13 protein-coding genes and 1 pseudogene are annotated in these 18321 nt (G+C 71.4%); 8 read left to right on the top strand and 6 right to left on the bottom strand.

The window, feature by feature from the left end:
- Positions 1-194 precede the first annotated feature (194 nt).
- The 3 genes from BJF80_RS05420 to BJF80_RS05405 all read left to right on the top strand — a co-directional run bounded on the left by BJF80_RS05420 (position 195) and on the right by BJF80_RS05405 (position 5494).
- A complete protein-coding gene (locus BJF80_RS05420; RefSeq protein ID WP_237767436.1) occupies positions 195-1376 on the top strand; it encodes a DUF8744 domain-containing protein in 1182 nt (393 codons plus the stop codon).
- The gene (locus tag BJF80_RS17580) at positions 1373-4396 is read left to right on the top strand and encodes a multicopper oxidase domain-containing protein (protein ID WP_237767435.1); all 3024 of its coding nucleotides are present in this window, start codon (positions 1373-1375) and stop codon (positions 4394-4396) included. The genes BJF80_RS05420 and BJF80_RS17580 overlap by 4 nt, the downstream gene beginning before the upstream one ends.
- 594 nt (positions 4397-4990) lie before the next feature.
- The gene (locus BJF80_RS05405) at positions 4991-5494 is read left to right on the top strand and encodes a hypothetical protein (protein ID WP_202817142.1); all 504 of its coding nucleotides are present in this window, start codon (positions 4991-4993) and stop codon (positions 5492-5494) included.
- A gap of 452 nt (positions 5495-5946) precedes the next feature.
- Here the strand turns inward: BJF80_RS05405 and BJF80_RS18730 are convergent, their stop codons facing one another.
- Positions 5947-6573: a copper resistance CopC family protein gene (locus BJF80_RS18730; RefSeq protein ID WP_075812001.1), complete on the bottom strand. Its 627-nt coding sequence runs from the start codon at positions 6571-6573 to the stop codon at positions 5947-5949.
- A gap of 623 nt (positions 6574-7196) precedes the next feature.
- On the opposite strand from BJF80_RS18730, the pseudogene BJF80_RS05395 reads away from it, so the two are divergent.
- The 5 genes and pseudogenes from BJF80_RS05395 to BJF80_RS05380 form a co-directional block, all read left to right on the top strand.
- Positions 7197-7586 (top strand): annotated as a pseudogene (locus BJF80_RS05395) (TlpA disulfide reductase family protein); the annotation flags it as partial.
- A 112-nt stretch (positions 7587-7698) separates the two neighbouring features.
- A complete protein-coding gene (locus BJF80_RS21760) occupies positions 7699-8361 on the top strand; it encodes a cytochrome c biogenesis CcdA family protein (protein ID WP_446740568.1) in 663 nt (220 codons plus the stop codon).
- On the top strand, positions 8316-8438 hold the full coding sequence (locus tag BJF80_RS21045) for a hypothetical protein (RefSeq protein ID WP_321166349.1): 123 nt from the start codon (positions 8316-8318) through the stop codon (positions 8436-8438). Before BJF80_RS21760 ends, BJF80_RS21045 begins: the two co-directional genes overlap by 46 nt.
- A gap of 1 nt (position 8439) precedes the next feature.
- The gene (gene resB, locus BJF80_RS05385) at positions 8440-10182 is read left to right on the top strand and encodes a cytochrome c biogenesis protein ResB (protein ID WP_237767434.1); all 1743 of its coding nucleotides are present in this window, start codon (positions 8440-8442) and stop codon (positions 10180-10182) included.
- Between the two features lie 632 nt (positions 10183-10814).
- Positions 10815-12755: a bifunctional copper resistance protein CopD/cytochrome c oxidase assembly protein gene (locus tag BJF80_RS05380; protein ID WP_083673466.1), complete on the top strand. Its 1941-nt coding sequence runs from the start codon at positions 10815-10817 to the stop codon at positions 12753-12755.
- Positions 12756-13053: 298 nt separating this feature from the next.
- Here the strand turns inward: BJF80_RS05380 and BJF80_RS20695 are convergent, their stop codons facing one another.
- The 5 genes from BJF80_RS20695 to BJF80_RS05360 all read right to left on the bottom strand — a co-directional run bounded on the left by BJF80_RS20695 (position 13054) and on the right by BJF80_RS05360 (position 18299).
- A complete protein-coding gene (locus BJF80_RS20695) occupies positions 13054-13176 on the bottom strand; it encodes a hypothetical protein (RefSeq protein WP_269087347.1) in 123 nt (40 codons plus the stop codon).
- A 162-nt stretch (positions 13177-13338) separates the two neighbouring features.
- A complete protein-coding gene (gene lnt, locus BJF80_RS05375; protein ID WP_237767433.1) occupies positions 13339-14931 on the bottom strand; it encodes an apolipoprotein N-acyltransferase in 1593 nt (530 codons plus the stop codon).
- A 43-nt stretch (positions 14932-14974) separates the two neighbouring features.
- Entirely contained in the window at positions 14975-15889 is a 915-nt protein-coding gene (locus BJF80_RS05370; RefSeq protein ID WP_075811999.1) for a cation diffusion facilitator family transporter, read from the bottom strand.
- Entirely contained in the window at positions 15886-17877 is a 1992-nt protein-coding gene (locus BJF80_RS05365; RefSeq protein ID WP_075811997.1) for a heavy metal translocating P-type ATPase, read from the bottom strand. The genes BJF80_RS05370 and BJF80_RS05365 overlap by 4 nt, the downstream gene beginning before the upstream one ends.
- The gene (locus BJF80_RS05360; protein ID WP_075811995.1) at positions 17874-18299 is read right to left on the bottom strand and encodes an ArsR/SmtB family transcription factor; all 426 of its coding nucleotides are present in this window, start codon (positions 18297-18299) and stop codon (positions 17874-17876) included. Before BJF80_RS05360 ends, BJF80_RS05365 begins: the two co-directional genes overlap by 4 nt.
- Positions 18300-18321: the final 22 nt, after the last annotated feature.

The following is an 18321-nucleotide window of genomic DNA, read 5'->3' as shown; positions in this document are numbered from 1 at the left end:
CTCCCCTGGGGCTTTCCGTGGCGGCTCCGCCCGGGGGGGTCGCCAAGCAGTCTGCCGAGAAGCCGCGATCCGCTCGGCATGAGCGGGGTCGTCGCGGAGATCCTCCGCCCCTGGTGCGAGGTTGAGCCGGTACGCGACGTTTGGCGAGGGGGTGGAGTTCGAGATTGATGGGCCGATTATCTACAGTTGAGGCCGTGGAAAAGACCGGATCGAGCCAGGCCCTGTCGCGTGCGGTGTTCCTGGTCCCGGCCGGCATCGCCATGCTCGCAGGGGTCAACGCCGCGCTCACGCTCGTCGGCGTGGACGCCCCGGTCGAGGCGGCCCGGACGGGCGACCTGCACGGCATGCTCATGGTCGGCGGCTTCCTCGGGACCCTGATCGCGTTGGAGCGGGCCGTCGCGCTCCGCCATCGGCTCGGCTTCGCCGCACCGCTCCTGCTCGGCCTCGGCGGCATCGCGCTGCTCACCCCGCTGCCGATCATGGTCGGCAAGCTCCTCCTCTTCGATGGTGCGATCGCCTTCGCTGCTGTCTACGCCGCCCTGTTCCGCCGCAGCCACGACGACGTCGTCATCGTCGAGTTCCTCGGCGCCGTGTGCCTCGCCATCGGGGCGTTCCTCTGGCTACGGGTCGAGGTCCCGTGGCTGCTGGCGTGGCTCGTCGGCTTTGTCGTGTTGACGATCTGCGCCGAGCGGGTCGAGCTGGCCCGCCTGCACATGCCCCCCACCGGCGGGCGGACCCTCGTGCTGCATTCCGGTGCCCTGACCATCACCCTCTTGATGACCCTCCTGTGGCCGGATCTCGGCGCCCGCCTGACGGGCCTGGTCATCGTCTCCCTCGTGGTCTGGCTGGTGAGGCACGACGTCGCCCGCAAGACGATCCGAGCGAATGGGTTGCCCCGGTTCAGCGCGGCCTCCCTGCTGGCAGGCTACTTCTGGCTCTTTCTTGCCGCGATGACGTGGGTGATCGGCGGCGCCCAGCTCGGGGGCAACCTCTACGATCTCGTCGTCCACTCCACGATGCTCGGCTTCGCGATCTCGATGGTCATGGCCCACGCTCCAGTCATCCTGCCCGCGGTCCTGCGGCGACCGTTGCCCTATCGCCCGATCATGTGGGTCCCGTTGGTGCTCATGCACGTCGGCCTGCTCATCCGGATCCTCGCTGGCGACCTCGGTCAGCTGTACACGGTCTGGCAGGCGGGGTCGGTCATCAACATCGTCGCCCTGCTGCTGTTCTTCGTCGTCGCGTTCGGGTCGAGCCTGGCCGGGCCCGTCGCACGCAGGCCGCGCGCGAAGGCACCGGCCGGTCAGACCCACCCCCGCGGCGTACCCTCCTCCCCCTCCTCGAGCACCGCCGCACCCCATCGGAGTGTTTCGTGAGCACCGCCCGCGGCACGTGGTTCATGCGTGACCGTCCCGTCGCGATCTGGCTGTTCGTCGCGTTCCTCGTCGCGCTGGTCCACCCGTTCTTCGCGTCGTCGCGGTGGCTCGTGGTCCACCTCGTCGTCCTCGGCGTCGTGACCCACTCGGCCATGGTGTGGAGCGTCCACTTTACCGACGCGCTGCTCAAGACGAAGGCCGGCTTCGAGGAGCGCCGCTGGCAGACGGCACGGCTGAGCATCTTCCAGGTCGGGATCATCCTGGTGTTCATCGGGGTCCCGACGAACATCTGGCTCCTGACCCTCGCCGGGGGCACGGTCATCTCGGCCGCCATCGTGTGGCACGCGATCGCGCTCGGACGCCGGTTGCGGGCCGCGCTGCCGGGGCGCTTCCGGATCACCGTGCGCTACTACATCGTCGCGGCGCTGCTCCTGCCGGTCGGTGCGACGTTCGGCGTGCTGCTCGCCCGTGGCCTCGGCGACCCGTGGCACGGGCGACTCCTCGTCGCGCACAGCATGATCAACCTGCTGGGGTGGGTTGGGTTGACGGTGCTCGGCACCCTGGTCACCTTGTGGCCGACCATGCTCCGCACCCGGATGGCGCCCAACGCGGAGTCCACCTCGAAGCAGGCCCTGCCGGTCTTCATCCTCGCTCTCGTCCTCGTCGTCGTGGGGCCGCTCGTCGACCTCGCCGCCGTCGCGGCCGCGGGGATCGTCGCCTACCTCGTCGGGACCCTCTGGGTCTACCGGCCGATCGTCGCGGCCGCCCGGAACCGCCCGCCGAGCAGCTTCCCGGCCCTGTCCGCGGGCGCAGGGCTGTTCTGGCTCCCCATCGGCCTCGGGCTGATGGCGTGGTCGCTGCTGGAGCGGGGCTCCTGGGCCGACCTGTCGGACAGCTACGGCATCCTCACGACGATTTTCGTCGTGGGCTTCGCCCTGCAGATCGTCCTCGGTGCACTGTCCTACCTGCTGCCGGTCGCCATCGGTGGAGGACCCCACGTACTACGCCTCGGGATGCGGGAGATGGACCGCTGGGGGACGGCCCGGGTCGTCGTCGCCAACGTCGGGCTGGCCCTGGCCAGGCTGCCGGTGCCGAGCCTGGTCAGGGTCGTTCTGTCGGTGCTCGTCCTGGTCGCCCTCGGCCTGTCGATCCCCATCCTGCTGCGCGGAATCTACGCCGGGGTCAAGGGCAGGCGCGCTGCCGCGGAGCAGCCGCCCGCCCCCGACGGCACCCCGCCTCAGCCGGTCGCGCCGCTGGCCACGTCGTGGTCGCGCGCCGAGCTGGTCACCGGGCTGGCGATCACCGCCGTCGGCGCGACGATCGGGGTCGGTCTCGACCCCACCGCCACCCGGCTCACGCTCGCGTCGAGCAAGGACCAGAACCCTTCGGCGGTCACCCCGACCGGCCACACGACAACGGTGGAGGTCACCGCCAAGGACATGCGCTTCCACCCCGCCGAGGTGTCCGCGCCCCTCGGCGACAAGCTCATCATCGAGCTGAAGAACACCGATACCACCAACGTCCACGACATCGTCCTCGCCAACGGCGCATCGAGCGGACGCCTCTCGCCCGGCCAGAGGGCGACGGTCGACGTCGGCGTCGTCAGCGGCGACATCGACGGGTGGTGCTCCGTCGTCGGCCACCGCCAGATGGGCATGGTCTTCGCCGTCAAGGCCATCGGTGGGACCGGAGGCACTGCGAGCGTCCCGGCCAGCACCTCGCCGAGGATCGACTTCATGAAGAAGTGGGGGGCCGACTTCACCGGTATCGACCCCGTCCTGCCGCCCCTCACGGACGAGAAGGTCCACCACGTCACGCTCACGGTCGAGGACGTCAAGACAGAGGTCGCGCCCGAGGTCTTCCAGACCCGGTGGACCTACAACGGCGGGTCGGTCGCACCGGTCCTGCACGGCCGCGTCGGCGACACGTTCGTGGTCAAGCTCGTCAACAACGGCACCATGGCCCACTCCGTCGACTTCCACGCGAGCGAGATCTCACCCGACGTCCCGATGCGCGACATCGCGCCGGGGGAGAGCCTCGTCTACACCTTCACCGCAAAGCGCTCCGGCATCTGGATGTACCACTGCCTGACGGCACCGATGACGGCGCACATCGCAGCCGGGATGGCCGGGGCGGTCATCATCGACCCGCCCGACCTGCCCAAGGTCGACCGGTCCTACGTGATCACCCAGTCCGAGCTCTACCTCGGTGCGCAGAGCGGCCCGGTCGACGCCACCAAGGCGGCCGCGAACCAGGCCGATGCCGTGATGTTCAACGGCTCGTGGGCCAGTACGTCGACCGGCCACTCACGGCCAAGGTTGGTGAACGGGTCCGGTTCTGGGTCCTCGACATCGGGCCGAACCGACCACTGTCCTTCCACATCGTCGGGACCCAGTTTGACACCGTCTACAAGGAGGGCACCCACCTGCTCAAGAACGGCCGCGGCCCGCTCGACCCACCGGACTACCACTCCGCGGGCTCCCAGGCGCTCGGGCTACTACCCGCCCAGGGCGGCTTCGTCGAGACGACCTTCCCGGCGCCCGGGCATTACACGATCCTCAACCACATCGCCGCTGACGCCGAGACCGGCGCCCGCGGGATCATCACGGTCACCAAGTAGCGGGGCTACCGGCGCGCCGGATCGTGATCGGCGGCGCCGCGCTGCAGCTGGTCGCGAACGAACTGCTCGACCGGTCGGTCGGACTCGTCGGCGAGCCGCATGGGACCGGCAGGCTGCTGCGGACAAGCCGGTGGCTCACCGTCGGCGGCGCTGCGGCCCACCCCCGTCGCCGGGCCCTGGCGGCCGGTGGCCCTCGCGGCGAGGGACCGGCGTCAACGCCGGGTCGGTGCTGACCCGGGTTCGGGGTGTTCGAGGTCGGGATCGCCTCGGCGAAGCGGGTCGCGGTCCTCTGTGGGGCGGTTCACGATGCGGACCGACTCGCGGACGAGATCGACGCCGGCGCCGGCGCGAAGTGCGTCCAGCAGGTCGGATACGGCAGACTGGGAAGGGTCATCGGTGAGATCTCCTCTGGTGAGTACTTGGCGGTACACACCGAGGTTTCGCCGATGACCCCTCTACGTCAGGGAGCCACACCCACTCCCCAAAGCCCACCACTCCACGGGACTCTTACCTCGAAGGAGACGGTGACATGCAAGAGAGGGTGACATGAAATCTGAGTCCGGACAGGCGACTACAGCTGTAGGTTCTCGTGTGATCTGGCAGCAGGGCAGCCCGCTCACCTGCGCGCGGCGTCGTCGAGCAGTGCGCTCATCAATCTCCTCGGGTGCGTCGACGTCCGGCTACAGCGGCGGGGCAGTATCAGCGGGGCCGGTCAGATGGCCGCGATTGCGAGGACGGGGACCGTGCTTCCTTGGACCGCCTTTCGGCGACATTGCCGTCCAGCGCCTCCTTCACCGCTCCGTCGTGCTCAACCTCGACGGCGACTCCTACCGTTTCCGCGATCACCACGTCCGCCAAGGCACGCTGCGAGGCGCCACCCTCTACACTGACCACCGCCCAAGGTGAGGAAGTTTGGCAAGCATCCACGCGGAACTCTGAGGAGCCTCTTCGAGCGGACAGGGGGCCGGAAAGGGACCGACGAAGGAGATCAAGCATGAGCAAGCCGCAGGCCGGCAGTGTGGCAGCACCGGAAACGATTTCTACCGCCCGATGGCACGCGATGGGCGGCTTCGCGCTCGTGGGTCTCATCGCCGTCATCACGGGTGGGCTCGTGGCCGCGGCCACCGGCCCGACCGGTTTCACCGACGGTTCCTGGGTGGCGGCCTACTTGGTGCTCGTGGCTGGGGTGGCCCAGGTGGGCCTTGGTGTCGGGCAGGCGCTTCTTGCCGTCGTCCCACCATCCGGGAGGCGCCGTGGCTGGCAGCTCCTCGTCTACAACGTCGCCAACGCCGCGGTTCTTCTCGGCACCCTGACCGAGTCGGTGTCCGTGGTGGTCGCTGGTGGTGTGCTGTTGCTCCTGGCGCTCGCCCTGTTCCTGGCAGCGGCCCGCCACCCACGCACGCACTCCTGGCCTTTGGCGATCTACCGGATACTTCTGGCGATCCTCGGGGTCAGTGTTCCGGTGGGAATAGTGCTGTCAGCTCTGCCTCACAGCTGAGCCCTGCTCGACGGTGCGCTGGTGATGATGACACCGCGAGATCCGCCGGCGTACCGACGTCGTCGGCATCTTTCCCAATCGCAGGGTCCATCATCCACCTCGTCGGCGCCCGTTCTGGCCGAGCAGCACGGCGCCTGGGCGGCGCAAAACCGCTACATCGGGCTCGACGTCCTCACCCGCGGGCCGAACAGTCCTCGACGGGCTCCGTCACGTTGGTCAGGGTGCCGCGTGAGCCCCGAAACCACAACGGTGTCGCAAGTTAACGGGTAGGAGATGGAACTGATGCGGTGTCGAATCGATCACCGCAGCAGGCTCACGGGCGGACGAGTCACCCTTGCGCGCAGGGCCCCGTGCACCGATGCCGTGACCAGGTTCGGGTCACTCGAGGGGTGCGCCCGTGTCAGCCAGCCGGCGGGTAAGCCTCTCTTAGCGTAGGCGTCGCCGCGCGTGCCTCACTCCCGCCCGCGGGTCCAGGTGCGCGCCAGCAGGCCGAGCACACCGATGGCCCCGAGCGCCACGAGGGTCCAGGCCCACACGGGCAGCCCACCGCCGTCCGGCACCTCCTGCGAGTTCGTGGCGCCCTCTGACGCTTCGGATGCCGCGTCATCGCCCGCGGCTGCGGTCGGCTCGGCCTGGGTCGACGGCTCGGCCTCGGAGGTCGGCGCAGCCTCGGCCTCGGTCGACGGCTCAGCCTCGGCCGTCGCGTCTTCGGTGCTCTGCTCGACCGTGAAGCCCAACTCGCCTGAGATCGGGTGGCCGTCCTCACTGGTCACTCGCCAGACGACCGCGTAGTCCCCCGCAGGGAGGTCGTCCACGAGCTCCTGCTCCAGCTTCGTGCCGGTGACCTCAGGGCCGCCGTCGACCACGGACTGCCCATCCGGGCCGCTGACGGTGACCTGGGCGCCGAGGTCGGAGAGCCGACCGGAGAAGGTGAGCACCAGCTCCTCTGGTGCCTCGACCGTCGACCCATCGACCGGTTCGGTGGCCGTGAGCTCGTCGTGCGCGCTCGACGCCCCGACCGGCACGACGAGAAGGCAGGTGAGGAGGAGCGCGAGGAAGGGGGCACGCAGACGTAGCATGCTGGCAGCATACGTAGGAGCCGACGTATGCATGCAGGGCACAGCCCAACCGCACCGTCCCGCGCAGGAACCGCACCACGACCCGCGAGCCAAGGGCCGCGCACGGTCAACGGGCCGGCCCTGGACCATCGTCGCGGCACGGCGTGGCAGGCACACGACTCGGCGGCCCGGTCGGCTCCATGCTGCGCCCGAACCACTGACGGTCAAGGATAAAGTCGGACCGACCGCCGGGCACCGGTGAGCACCCGTACAGCCGTGTGACGGAGAGGTGAAAAGGCAGTGAGGACGACTCGCTCCCCAAGGTCGATCGACGAGGCCGACGACCCCAGGGCAGCCAGCCCGCGCGCCGCGCTCAGCACGGCACATGCACAGGCACATGCACGACGTTCAACCCACCACCGGGGGCTGCTGACACGGACCCAGAGCTCAAGGATCGCGCGCCGCTCCGTCCGAGCACCCACTGCTGCCAAGCCACCCACCTGCTTCGTGTACGCCACGCGAGCTTGCCCGACAGGGGTGGTCGGGTGACGCTCGTGCCGTGGGGCCGCGCGGCGGCCGTGCTCGCCGCCTGCACCATCGCCCTGGCCGGCTGCGGCAGCGAGGGCTCGACGATCAACGACCAGATGCGCCAGGGTGACCAGAAGGGCTACGTCGCGGGGGACGGCACCATTCAGGCGCTCGCGCCGAAGGAGCGCGAGACCGTGATCACGCTCGAGGGCACCACCCTGGAGGAGGAGGCGTGGTCCTCCCAGGACCACCTCGGCGAGGTCGTGGTGATCAACGTCTGGGGCTCGTGGTGCGGACCGTGCATCGAGGAGACGCCCGACCTGGAGAAGGTCGCCACCGAGTTCCGCGAGGCCGGTGAGCCGGTGCAGTTCATCGGGGTCAACAGCCGTGACTCGGTGCCCAGCGCGATCGCGTTCCAACAGAAGTACGACATCTCCTACCCCTCTCTCCAGGACGACGGCGGCCGCACGCGGACCCAGCTGCAGGGGCTGGCCGTCGCCACCCCCACGACGATGGTCCTGGACGGCCAGGGGCGCCTCGCCGCCCGGGTCAGCGGACCTGTCGAGGCCTCGACCTACGCGGCCTGGTCGAGGACGTGCTCGCCGAGGAAGGCACCCGGTGAGCGAGCTCGTCCTCTCCGGGCCCCTGCTCGGCGCGGCCCTCGTCGCCGCGCTCGGGGGCCTGGTCTCCTTCGCCTCACCCTGCGTGCTGCCCCTCGTCCCGGGGTTCCTCGGCTACGTCGGGGGTATGACGTCACCCGGCGGAGGCACCGCCTCGCGCCGTCGCCTCGTGCTCGGGGCGTTGCTCTTCGTGCTCGGCTTCACCGCCGTGTTCCTGGCGATGAGCGTGGTCATCTCCGGCATCGGGCTGGCACTGACCGAGCACCAGGGCACCCTCCTGCGGGTGGCCGGCGTCTTGGTGCTGGCGCTCGGACTGGTCATGCTGCTGCAGCCGACGGCCGAGTGGCGGGTCCGGTGGCGCCCGGCCGCGGGGATGGCGGGGGCACCGCTGCTCGGCGTCGCGTTCGGGCTGGGGTTCAGCGCCTGCACCGGGCCGGCGCTGGCGGCGATCCAGACGCTCGGGACGTCGATCCTGCCCGGTGACGACCAGGTCGGGCGCGCCTGGTGCTGGGCACCGCATACAGCCTGGGCCTGGGGGTGCCGTTCGTGCTCGTCGCCGCGGGTCTGGGCTGGGTCAGCCGCGCCTCGCGCTGGCTGCGCGACCACTACCTGCTCGTGCAGCGCGTCGGCGGCGGCCTGCTCGTCCTGCTGGGCCTGCTGATGCTGCTCGGCGTGTGGGCCGAGGCGGCCGCGTGGGTCCAGACCCGGCTGACGAGCAACTTCACGACGGTGATCTGACATGGCCACCACCGGGGAGGGCACCACCCGGAACGGGCCCAGAGACAAGGTCATCGCCGGTGTGCGCACGTCGCGGTCACCGGAACAGATCCAGCCGAGCTACCCCAAGGACCGCACCACGCTGGGCGGCCCCCGCCTCGGACCCGTCGGCTGGGCGCGCTGGACCTGGCGGCAGCTGACCAGCATGCGCACCGCGCTGGCCCTCCTCCTGCTCCTCGCCCTCGCGGCGATCCCCGGCTCGATCTTCCCGCAGCGCGGGGTCGACCCCGTCCGGGTGCGGCGCTACTTCGAGGAGAACCCCGGCGTCGCGCCGTGGCTGGACCGCATCGGGATGTTCGACGTCTACGCCTCGCCGTGGTTCGCCTCGATCTACCTGCTGCTGATGGTCAGCCTGGTGGGCTGCATTCTGCCGCGCTCGCGTCAGCACCTGGAGGCCATGCGCGCCCAGCCGCCCCGCACACCGGCCCGGCTGGGCCGGCTGCCCGCCCGCAGCACGGCGGTCCTCGACGCGGCGCCCGAGGCGGTGGTCGCCGCCGCGCGCGCCGAGCTGGGCGGCCGCCGCTACCGGCTGCGCACGGAGGAGGACGGGTCGCTGGTCGTCTCGGCGGAGAAGGGCTACCTCAAGGAGACCGGCAACCTGCTGTTCCACCTGGCGATCCTCGGCGTCATCGTCTCCGTCGCCGTGGGCCACCTGTTCGGCTGGCGCGGGGAGATCATCGTCAAGGAGGGGGAGACGGTCACCACGGGACCGAGCGCCTTCGACACCCTGAACCTGGGGCCGCTGGTCGACCCCGACGACATCCCGGTCTTCTCCCTGCGCCTGGACGACCTGGACGTGGAGTTCGAGTCCGAGGCCGAAGGCGCGCAGTTCGGCCAGCCCCGGCGCTTCGCCGGCACCGCCACGCTGCAGGCCGGTGACGGCCCGGCCCGGAGCACGGGGTTCGGTGTCAACGACCCGCTCCATATCGCCGGCACCTCGGCGTTCCTGCTCGGCAACGGCTACGCCCCCGTGGTCACCGTCCGCGATGCGGCGGGCCGGGTCCTCTTCCAGGACGCCGTGACCTTCCTGCCGCAGGACAACAACTACTCCTCCGAGGGAGCGATCAAGGTCCCCGGCGCCGACCCCGCGCTCGCCTTCGTCGGAGGCTTCCTGCCCACGCTGACCTTCGACCCGCAGATCGGGCCGACCTCCAGCTTCCCCGGCCTGGTCGACCCTGCCCTGGTGCTCGCGGTCTTCGAGGGCGACCTCTTCCCCGAGGGCCGGGCCCAGTCAGTCTTCTCGGTCGAGACCGACTCGATGGACCAGGTCCTGCAGGACGACGGCAGCCCCGCCAGCCTGCTCATCCGGCCCGGCGAGGAGCTAGAGCTGGCGGGTGACCGCGGCTCGATCGAGCTGGAGACCGTGATCCGCTGGGGCGGGCTGATGGTCCGGCACGACCCCGGCCGCATCCCCGCGCTCGTCTTCGCCGGCATGGCGCTGCTCGGCCTGGGGCTCATGCTCGGGGTGCGCCGCCGCCGCGTCTTCGTCCGGGTCACCCCGGTGCACGCGGCCGACCCGGCCGGAGACGGCGCGGGCCCCTCCGGTGATGGCCCGGACTCCTCCGGCGACGGCACGCGGCATACTGGAGTGACCGTCGCCGCCCTGCCCAAGGGCACCGACCCCGGACTGGACGAGCTCGTCGACCAGGTCCTCGAGCGGACCGTGACCGCCTCCGGCGGCCGCCGCGTGGTGAGCGGCCCCTGACCGCACGCCCTCAAGGGAGGTAGGACGGGTCCCCAGTAGCGGTGCCCCGCGGCAGGCCGCCGCTGCCACGCACCTTAACGGTCGACCCCGTTCCAGGGTTTCTCGCCCCACCGAGGACGCACCGTAAGAGGTACTGCGGCGCGGTGGCCGGCGACGAGTCACCGGATCACGCGCAGGGCCTGTCCGCCGAGTCGGATCTACCGGTCACAGACGGGGCCCCCTCGCTGCGCGTGATCCTCAGCGGGGCACGCCGGCGGTGGTCGGCTGAGCCCCGGCAGTGAGTCGCCGGACGCGACGGCGAACACGTCTCTTCAGAAACAGTGAGCGCCAGGGAGACGTCCCGGACGCCGGTAGAACTCGCTGGTGGTGAGCACCGACGTTCGCGGGTAATCGGCGCGGCTACCCCGGGGGTGGGTGACATGCGATCTTCGGGCGGGTCTGGCCGTTCCTCGGGCGCTCGCACGCCGGGAGGCGCCACGCCCGCACGCCGACGGGCGGCGTCGCGAGGGTGCAGGCAGGGGCGGCGGTCGAGGCCCGGCGCGCGCCCGGTCACACGGACCGGGTCGGCACGCCGACACCCATGTCCCCCGACCGGGGGCCACCCCTTCCCCTGGCGTACCTAGGATGATCGCATGGCGAACGAGGTGCCTTCCGGGTCGTCCCCCGCGGCGCCAAGGGCTGCGGGTGCCGGGGACCGGGCGCCGCTGGTCGGTTGGGCGGTGCCCGTCACAGCCACGCTCTGCGCTCTGGTGGTCGCGGTGCCGGTCGCCTCCTTCTCCGGCGCCGCCGCACCGCTGGCTCTCGGGGACGCCGGTCCCCTCGTGCGCTGGGGTCTGCCGATCGTCGGGACCGTGCACGACCTCGCGGCCTCGTTCACCATCGGGCTGCTGCTCGTCGCGGCCTTCCTCGCACGGGAAGGCACAACTACCAGGCGGCGAGAGACGGCCGCCCAGATGGCCTTCCTCTCCGCGGTCGTGTGGCTGGTCAGCGCGACCGTCGTGCTCTACCTCACCCTGGGTGAGCTGGCCGGCATCTCGCCCTCCTCCTCCGGCTACCTCTCCGAGCTCATCGGCAACGCCTGGTCGCTCGAACTGCTCCGTCTTCACCTGGGCGTCGTCCTGCTCGTCGTGCCCGTGGTAGCCCTGACCGCGTACGTGCGGTCGCGGGCCGCGTTGGGCTGGACCTTCGTGCTGGCGCTGCTGGCTCTCGTGCCGCTGGCCTTCGCCGGTCACTCCGCCGGGGCGATCGGCCACCGGACGGCCGTGGCCGCCCTCACCCTGCACCTGGTCGGACTGACGGTCTGGGTCGGTGGGCTCATGGCGATCGCCGCGCTGCTACCCGTGCTCGGTCCCGCGCTGGCCGACACCGTGCGGCGCTTCTCCACGGTGGCCACCTGGTGCTACGTCCTGATTGCTGTGTCCGGCGTCCTCTTCGCCACCGTCACGGTCGGCTCCCTGAAGAACCTCGCCACGCCGTACGGCGTGCTCCTGCTCGTAAAGGTGGCGCTGCTGGTGGTCCTCGGTGTCGCGGGCTACGCCCAACGCAGCACCGTCGTCGCCCGGGGTGTGGACTCGGCGAGGCGGTTCGGGCGGGTCGCGGCCGGCGAGATCGTGCTCATGGCCGCCGCCGTCGCACTGGGGGTCGTGCTGGGGCGCACGCCCACCCCGGTGCCCGAGCCCGTCGAGCTCACACCCGTGCTCGACCTCACCGGCTGGCCGCTGCCGGAGCCGTTCACGTGGTCGCGGCTCGTCCTCACCTGGCGCACCGACTGGCTGTTCGCGCTCCTCGCCGTGACCGCCATCGGGCTCTACGTCGCCGGTTTCGTCCGGCTCCGCCGCCGTGGCGACCGGTGGCCGGTCCACAAGCTGTACCTCTGGGTGCTCGGATGGGTGGTGTTCATGTGGCTCACCAGCGGCGGGCCGGGCGTGTACGGGCGGGTGATGTTCTCGATGCACGCGGCCGCGCACATGGGCCTGATGACAGTCGTGCCGGTCCTGCTGGTGCCGGCGAGCGCGATCACGCTCGCCCTGCGGGCCCTGCCGTCGCGCCAGGACCGGACCTTGGGTCCGCGTGAGCTGCTGCTCGCCCTGACCCAGTCGCGGTGGGCGGCGCTCTTCGCCAGCCCGGTGGTGGCCGCACTGCTGCTTCTCGGCAGCCTGGCCATCTTCTATGGGACCCCTTTGCTGGCGTGGGCCCTGACCACTCACGTCGGGCGCGTCCTCATGGTCGCGCAGTTCTCCATTGTGGGCTACTTGTTCGTCTGGGCTTTCGTGGGCACCGACCCCGGGCCACGCATGTGGTCCGCTCCTGTGAGGTCCATGGTGCTGGGCGCCACGCTCGCCGGTCAGGCCTTCTTGGCCCTCGCCGTCATGCGGACGGACTCTCTGCTGGCGTCAGAGTTCTACACGACCATCGAGGTGCCCTGGGTGTCCGACCTGCAGGCCGACCAGCAGTTCGGCGGCATGGTGGCCCTGGGTACCGGCTACTTGCCGGTCGTCGCCCTCCTGCTGATGGTGGTCCTCGGGGTGTACACGCGCGCCGGGCGCCAGGCCGAACCGGGCAGGCACGGGTGAGTGGAGGCAGCCGACGCGCGGGAGCGACGTAGCTGGCCGGGGATGCGGTGATGGATGCTTGGCGGGGACTGCGGTGCGGGGCGCAGGTACTCGAACGCCTGTGGGGCGGGTGCAGGCACACAGCCCTGCCCGAGCGGCCCTGATGTCGAGGATACCCGGGCGGTGAGGCCGCAGCCTCGCTGAGACGGTACGACGGGCATTAGCGCTGCATTAGCGCAGCACCAAGTCTGCTGCTCGAGAGGGAGGTCCCGCGCGCTGGCTCACCCCGGAGTCCGTCCGCCGCGCCGGGATGCCCCAGTCACCGGTCGAGCATGAGGATCAGGATCGGGACAAAGTACCCTGCCGCCAGCAGGGCCACGACCACCAGCAGCAGGCGGGCTGCCCAGGACCGGCCGGCCGGTCGGTCACGCTTGCGCCTCACCACGTCCCCGCCGACGTCCGGGGATCGGAAAGGGCCACTTGCGGCGTCGCGATCTTGGTCATCTGCTCTCTTCCCTAGCGCACTGTCCGTGACGGCGAAGTATCCACGCTCGGGCGCGCCCAGCACCGGCTGGCCACCGCAGCAGGGTCGTCTCACGCCTGTTCATCGACCGCCTGCTGTCGGAGGGACAGACCGTTCGGCGACCCTCATCTCGGCCGCCTCGCTCGGACCAGCCACCCGGTCCCGCCGACGACGGACAGCCATCCTCACCATGCCCAGGACCACGACGCCCGCGGCGGCGGGCACCACCCAGGGACCCGTGCGGACGGCGAGGGTCTGCTCGGTGCGCAGCGGCAGCTGCCCGAGCAGGGTGGCTTGCGTGTATGGGTCGCTGCGTGCGTGGACGACACCGTCGGGGGTGATGAGCCCGGAGACACCGACGTTGCTGACGTGCGCGACGGACCGGCCGTACTCGACGGCCCGCACCCGCGAGACCGCCAGGTGCTGCACGGACTGGTCGCTCTCTCCGAACCAGGCGTTGCTGGTGGGCACCACGAGCAGCTGCGCGCCACCGGTGACGAGGTCGCGCACGGCGCGGTCGACGACGACCTCGAAGCAGATGGCCAGGCCAAGGTTCACGGTCCGGCCCGTGGCGAGCGGGACCGGCATCAGGCCGGGGCGGTCGCCGGCGTTGAGGTCGACGATCCGGTCCACCCACGGGCTGAGATACCTCAACAGCGGTCGCAGCGGCATGACCTCGCCAAAAGGTGCCAGGTAGACCTTGCTGTACGTCTGGTCGAGCCCGTGCCCGGGCAGGTAGCTGAACACCATGTTGAAGGCAGGACCGGCCCCGCCCTGCCGGGACAGGCCCCCGAGCAGCATTGGTGCCCCGACGGCCTCGACCGCCCCCATGATCCGGTCGGTGGCTGCCTGCCCGGCACGCGGGTCGAGCGGGTCCAGGTCGGTTGCGCCCTCGGGCCACACCACCAGGTCCGGAGGCGTGCCACCGGCGGCGACCTCGTCCGCCAGCGCGTGGGTGGCGTCGGCGTACCGGTCCAGCATCACCCCCGGCTCGGCCGTCAGCGTCCGGGAGAAGCCGTCGGGCAGGTCACCCTGGACCGCCGCCACGGTCACGGCCTCGCCCGCCGTCGGACGAGGCACCAGCACCGGACCGGCCACCAGGACGGCGGCACCAGCCAGGGCCACGGCGGCCCGCCGCGGCTGGGCCCCACCCGGCGCCATCAAGCGCTGCACGGCCACGGCGAGGAGCCCACCGGCGAGGGCCACCAAGAACCCCAGCCCGGGGACCGCGAGCAGGCTGACCGCGCCCAGCATCGGCGAGTCGGCCTGGCTGAAACCGAGCCGAGCCCAGGGAAAGCCGCCGAACGGGGTGACCGAGCGCGCCCACTCCATCAGCACCCACGCGGCCGCACCGATCACCGGGCGAACCCTGCCGCCGCGCTGCAGCAACGCCAGCACGGCACCGAGAGCCGCCGGGTAGAGGGCCGAGGCCACGCTCATGCCAAGCCACGCCGGGATACCGGCGTAGGTGCCGGCCCAGGTGAACATCGGCGTGAACCAGGCCAGCCCGAGCAGCACACCCGACAGCGCACCGGCCCACCACGTGGCGCCGGCAGTGGCCAGTGCCAACGCAGCACAACCGACGACCGCCAGCCACCACACGTCGTGCCCCGGGAACGCCAGCCACAGGCAGACCCCACCCAGCAGCCCGAGCAGCTGACGGGCACCGAGCACCCGCGGGACGGTGCGCAGACCCGTCCGGACCGGACGGGCCAGCCTATGCATGCGCGGCGTGCTCCCGTGCGGCGTGGCCCGGTGGCTCGAGCTGGAAGGTCGAGTGCTCGATACTGACCTCGAAGTGGGCGGCGACGCAGTCCTGGAGCTGGGCGAGCATCTCGGCGGCGTGACCGTCGGTGAAGCACTCCTCGTCCAGGACGACGTGCGCGGACAGCACGGGCAGGCCGGTGGCGATGGTGGAGGCGTGCAGGTCGTGGATGTCTTGGACGTGCGGCAGGGCGAGGACGTGGGCGCGGACGTCGTCCAGGTCGAGTCCCTTGGGGGTGGACTCCAGCAGGATGTGCCCAGCCTCGCGCAGGATGATGATCGCGCGTGGGATGATGAGGGCGGCGATGAGCATGCCGGCGATGGAATCGATGCGGACCCACCCGGTGGTGGCGATGACGATGGCGCTGACGATGACGGCGACAGACCCGAGGGCGTCGTTGACGACCTCGAGGAACGCCGCGCGCATGTTCAGGTTGGCGGTCCGCCCGGTGCTGAGGACCAGCATGGAGGCGATGTTGGCGGCCAGGCCGACGATGCCGAAGACCAGCAGGCCGGTGGAGCTGACCTCGTGCGGTTCGTAGAGCCGCCGCACGCCCTCGACGAAGGCGTAGATCCCGACACCCAGGAGCACGGTGGCCTGCGCGCCGGCGGCGAGGACCTCGGCGCGGCGGAATCCCCAGGTCCGCTCGGCGGTCGGTGGGCGCAGCGCCAGTGACGCGGCGACCAGCGCCATGAGCAGCCCGGCGGCGTCGGTGAGCATGTGTCCGGCGTCGACCAGCAGGGCCAGGGAGCCTGTCCACAGCGCCCCGATGACCTCGGCGACGAGGATGGTGGTGGTGATGGCGAACGCTATGGCGAGGCGGCTCCGGTGAGTGGTTGCGGCGCCGTGGTCGTGACCCGCGCTCATACGTGAGCTCCTTCTGGCCGGGCGCGTTCAAGGGCGGTGCTCGGGGTGGGTAGGTGCCTGGAGCGTCCGGCACGGACGCCGTTGGCGATGACGACGACTTCGGCCAGCTCGTGGATGAGCACGACGGCCGCCAGGCCCAGGACCCCCAGCAGGGCCAGCGGGATGAGGACCGCGATGAGGGCCAGGGAGAGCACGACGTTCTGCACCATGATGGCCCGGGTGCGGCGGGCGTGGTCGAACGCGAACGGCAGCAGCCGCAGGTCATCGCCCATGAGGGCGACGTCGGCGGTCTCGATGGCGACATCGGTGCCCATGGCGCCCATCGCGACGCCGACGTCGGCGGTGGCCAGCGCGGGTGCGTCGTTGACGCCGTCGCCGACCATCGCGGTGGGTCCGTGGGCGCGCAGCCGGGTGACCACCGTGGACTTGTCCTCGGGACGCAGGTCTGAATACACCTGATCGATGCCTGCCTGTGCGGCCAGGGCCTGGGCGGTGACCTGGTTGTCGCCGGTGAGCATGGCCACGGTGTAGCCCTGCTCCCGGAAACGGGCGATGACCTCGCTCGCCTCGGGGCGCAGCTCGTCCCGGACCGCGATGGCGCCGACCGGGTGGCCGTCGACCTCGATCACGACCGCGGTCGCGCCGGCCTGCTGCATACCGGCCACCGCCGAGGAGAGGGCGCCAGGCTCGACCCAGGTGGGCTTGCCGAGGCGGACCCGCGCGCCGTCGACGGTGCCGACCAGCCCGGCGCCGACGACCGCATCCACGTCCTCGGCGGCGGGCACCTCGTGGCTGGCGGCCAGGATGGCCGCGGCGAGCGGGTGCTCGCTGCGGGCCTCCAGCGCGGCCGCCCACGCCAGCACCTGGCCTCGGTCGTGGCCGGGCGCGGTGGCGACGTCGATCACGGCCGGCCGGTTGCGGGTCAGCGTGCCGGTCTTGTCCAGGGCGACGGTGCGCACCTTGCCCAGGGCCTCCATCGCGGCGCCACCCTTGACCAGGATCCCACGGCGGCTGGCCGCGCCGATCGAGGCGACCGCGGTGACCGGCACCGAGATCGCCAGGGCGCACGGTGAGGCCGCCACGACCATGACCAGGGCTCGGTGGACCCAGACCGAGGGGTCACCCAGCAGGGCCCCGAGCAGGACCGTCAAGACGGCGGCGACGAGGATGCCGGGCACCAGCGGGCTGGCGATCCGGTCGGCCAGCCGTTGGGTGGCGCCGCGGCGGGACTGCTCGGCCTCCACCACGTGCACGATGCGGGCCAGGGAGTTGTCCTGCGCGGTGGAGGTGACCGCCACCTCCAGGGCGCCGGTGCCGTTGATCGACCCGGCGAAGACGTCCTGGCCGGGCCCGGTCTCCACCGGCATGGACTCGCCGGTGATCGCCGAGGTGTCCAGGCTGCTGCGGCCGGTCCGCACCCTCCCGTCGGTCGCCAGCCGCTCCCCGGGCCGGACCACCATGACGTCCCCGACCACCAGCTGCCCAGGGTCGACCACGAGCTCGCGGCCGGCGCGCAGTACGGTCGCCTCCTTGGGCACCAGGTCGAGCAGCGCCCGCAGGCCGTGCCGGGTCCGGGCCAGGGAGTACTCCTCCAGGCCCTCGCTGAGGGAGAACAGGAACGCCAGCGCGGCGGCCTCCTCCACCTGCCCGAGCAGGGTGGCGCCGACGGCGCCGATGGTCATCAGCAGGCCGACGCCGAGCTTGCCGCGCGCCAGCCGCCGCAGCGCACCCGGGACGAAGGTGGACCCGCCCACCAGCAGCGCTGCCGCGGCCAGTACCAGCTCGGCGGTCTCCCACCCCGCGAGCCCGGCGAGGAGCCCACCACCCAGCAGGGCACCGGAGAGCAGACCCAGCTGCACCTCGCGCACCTGCCAGAGCCGGGTGACCGGTTCTTCGACCTCACCGCCACCGGTGGGAGGCGGCGGGGTGATCTCGCACCCGCACGCGTCCACGAGGATCTCCCGCTCCGGGGTCTCCTGGCCGCTCACGCGCCCGCCTCCTGCCCCGTGTGGGTGCGCAGCTGGTCCGGGGCGGGGTTGCCCTCGGTCCCGACGCCGTAGTTCGGGCACAGGGCCACCGCGTACCCAGAGGAGGCGAGCAGCCGCTCCGCGGCGTCGAGCACGCCGAGCAGCTCCGGTGCACTGGTCAGCGAGAGCATCGAGGCCCGACCCTGCGGCCGGGACGCGACCAGGCCGCAGTCGCGCAGGCACGCCAGGTGCGCGCTCACCGTCGACTGCGCCAGCCCCAGGTGCTCGGTGAGGTCCCGGACGCGGTGCTCGCCCAGGGTCAGGTGCTGCAGGATCGCCAACCGGGACGGGTCCGACAAACCGTGGAACAGCGCCGCGGCGACGTCCAGACCGTCTGTCGACCAGTCCGCAGACTCGCTCGTGCTCCGTGGTGCCATCGTCATACGACGATGATAGCGCATGGCG

Origin of the sequence: Serinicoccus sp. CUA-874, assembly GCF_001942225.1 — a bacterium.
Lineage (GTDB): Bacteria > Actinomycetota > Actinomycetes > Actinomycetales > Dermatophilaceae > Ornithinicoccus > Ornithinicoccus marinus.
The sequence above is the reverse complement of the archived record's forward strand: the minus strand, read 5'-3'. Positions and strand labels throughout refer to the sequence as shown.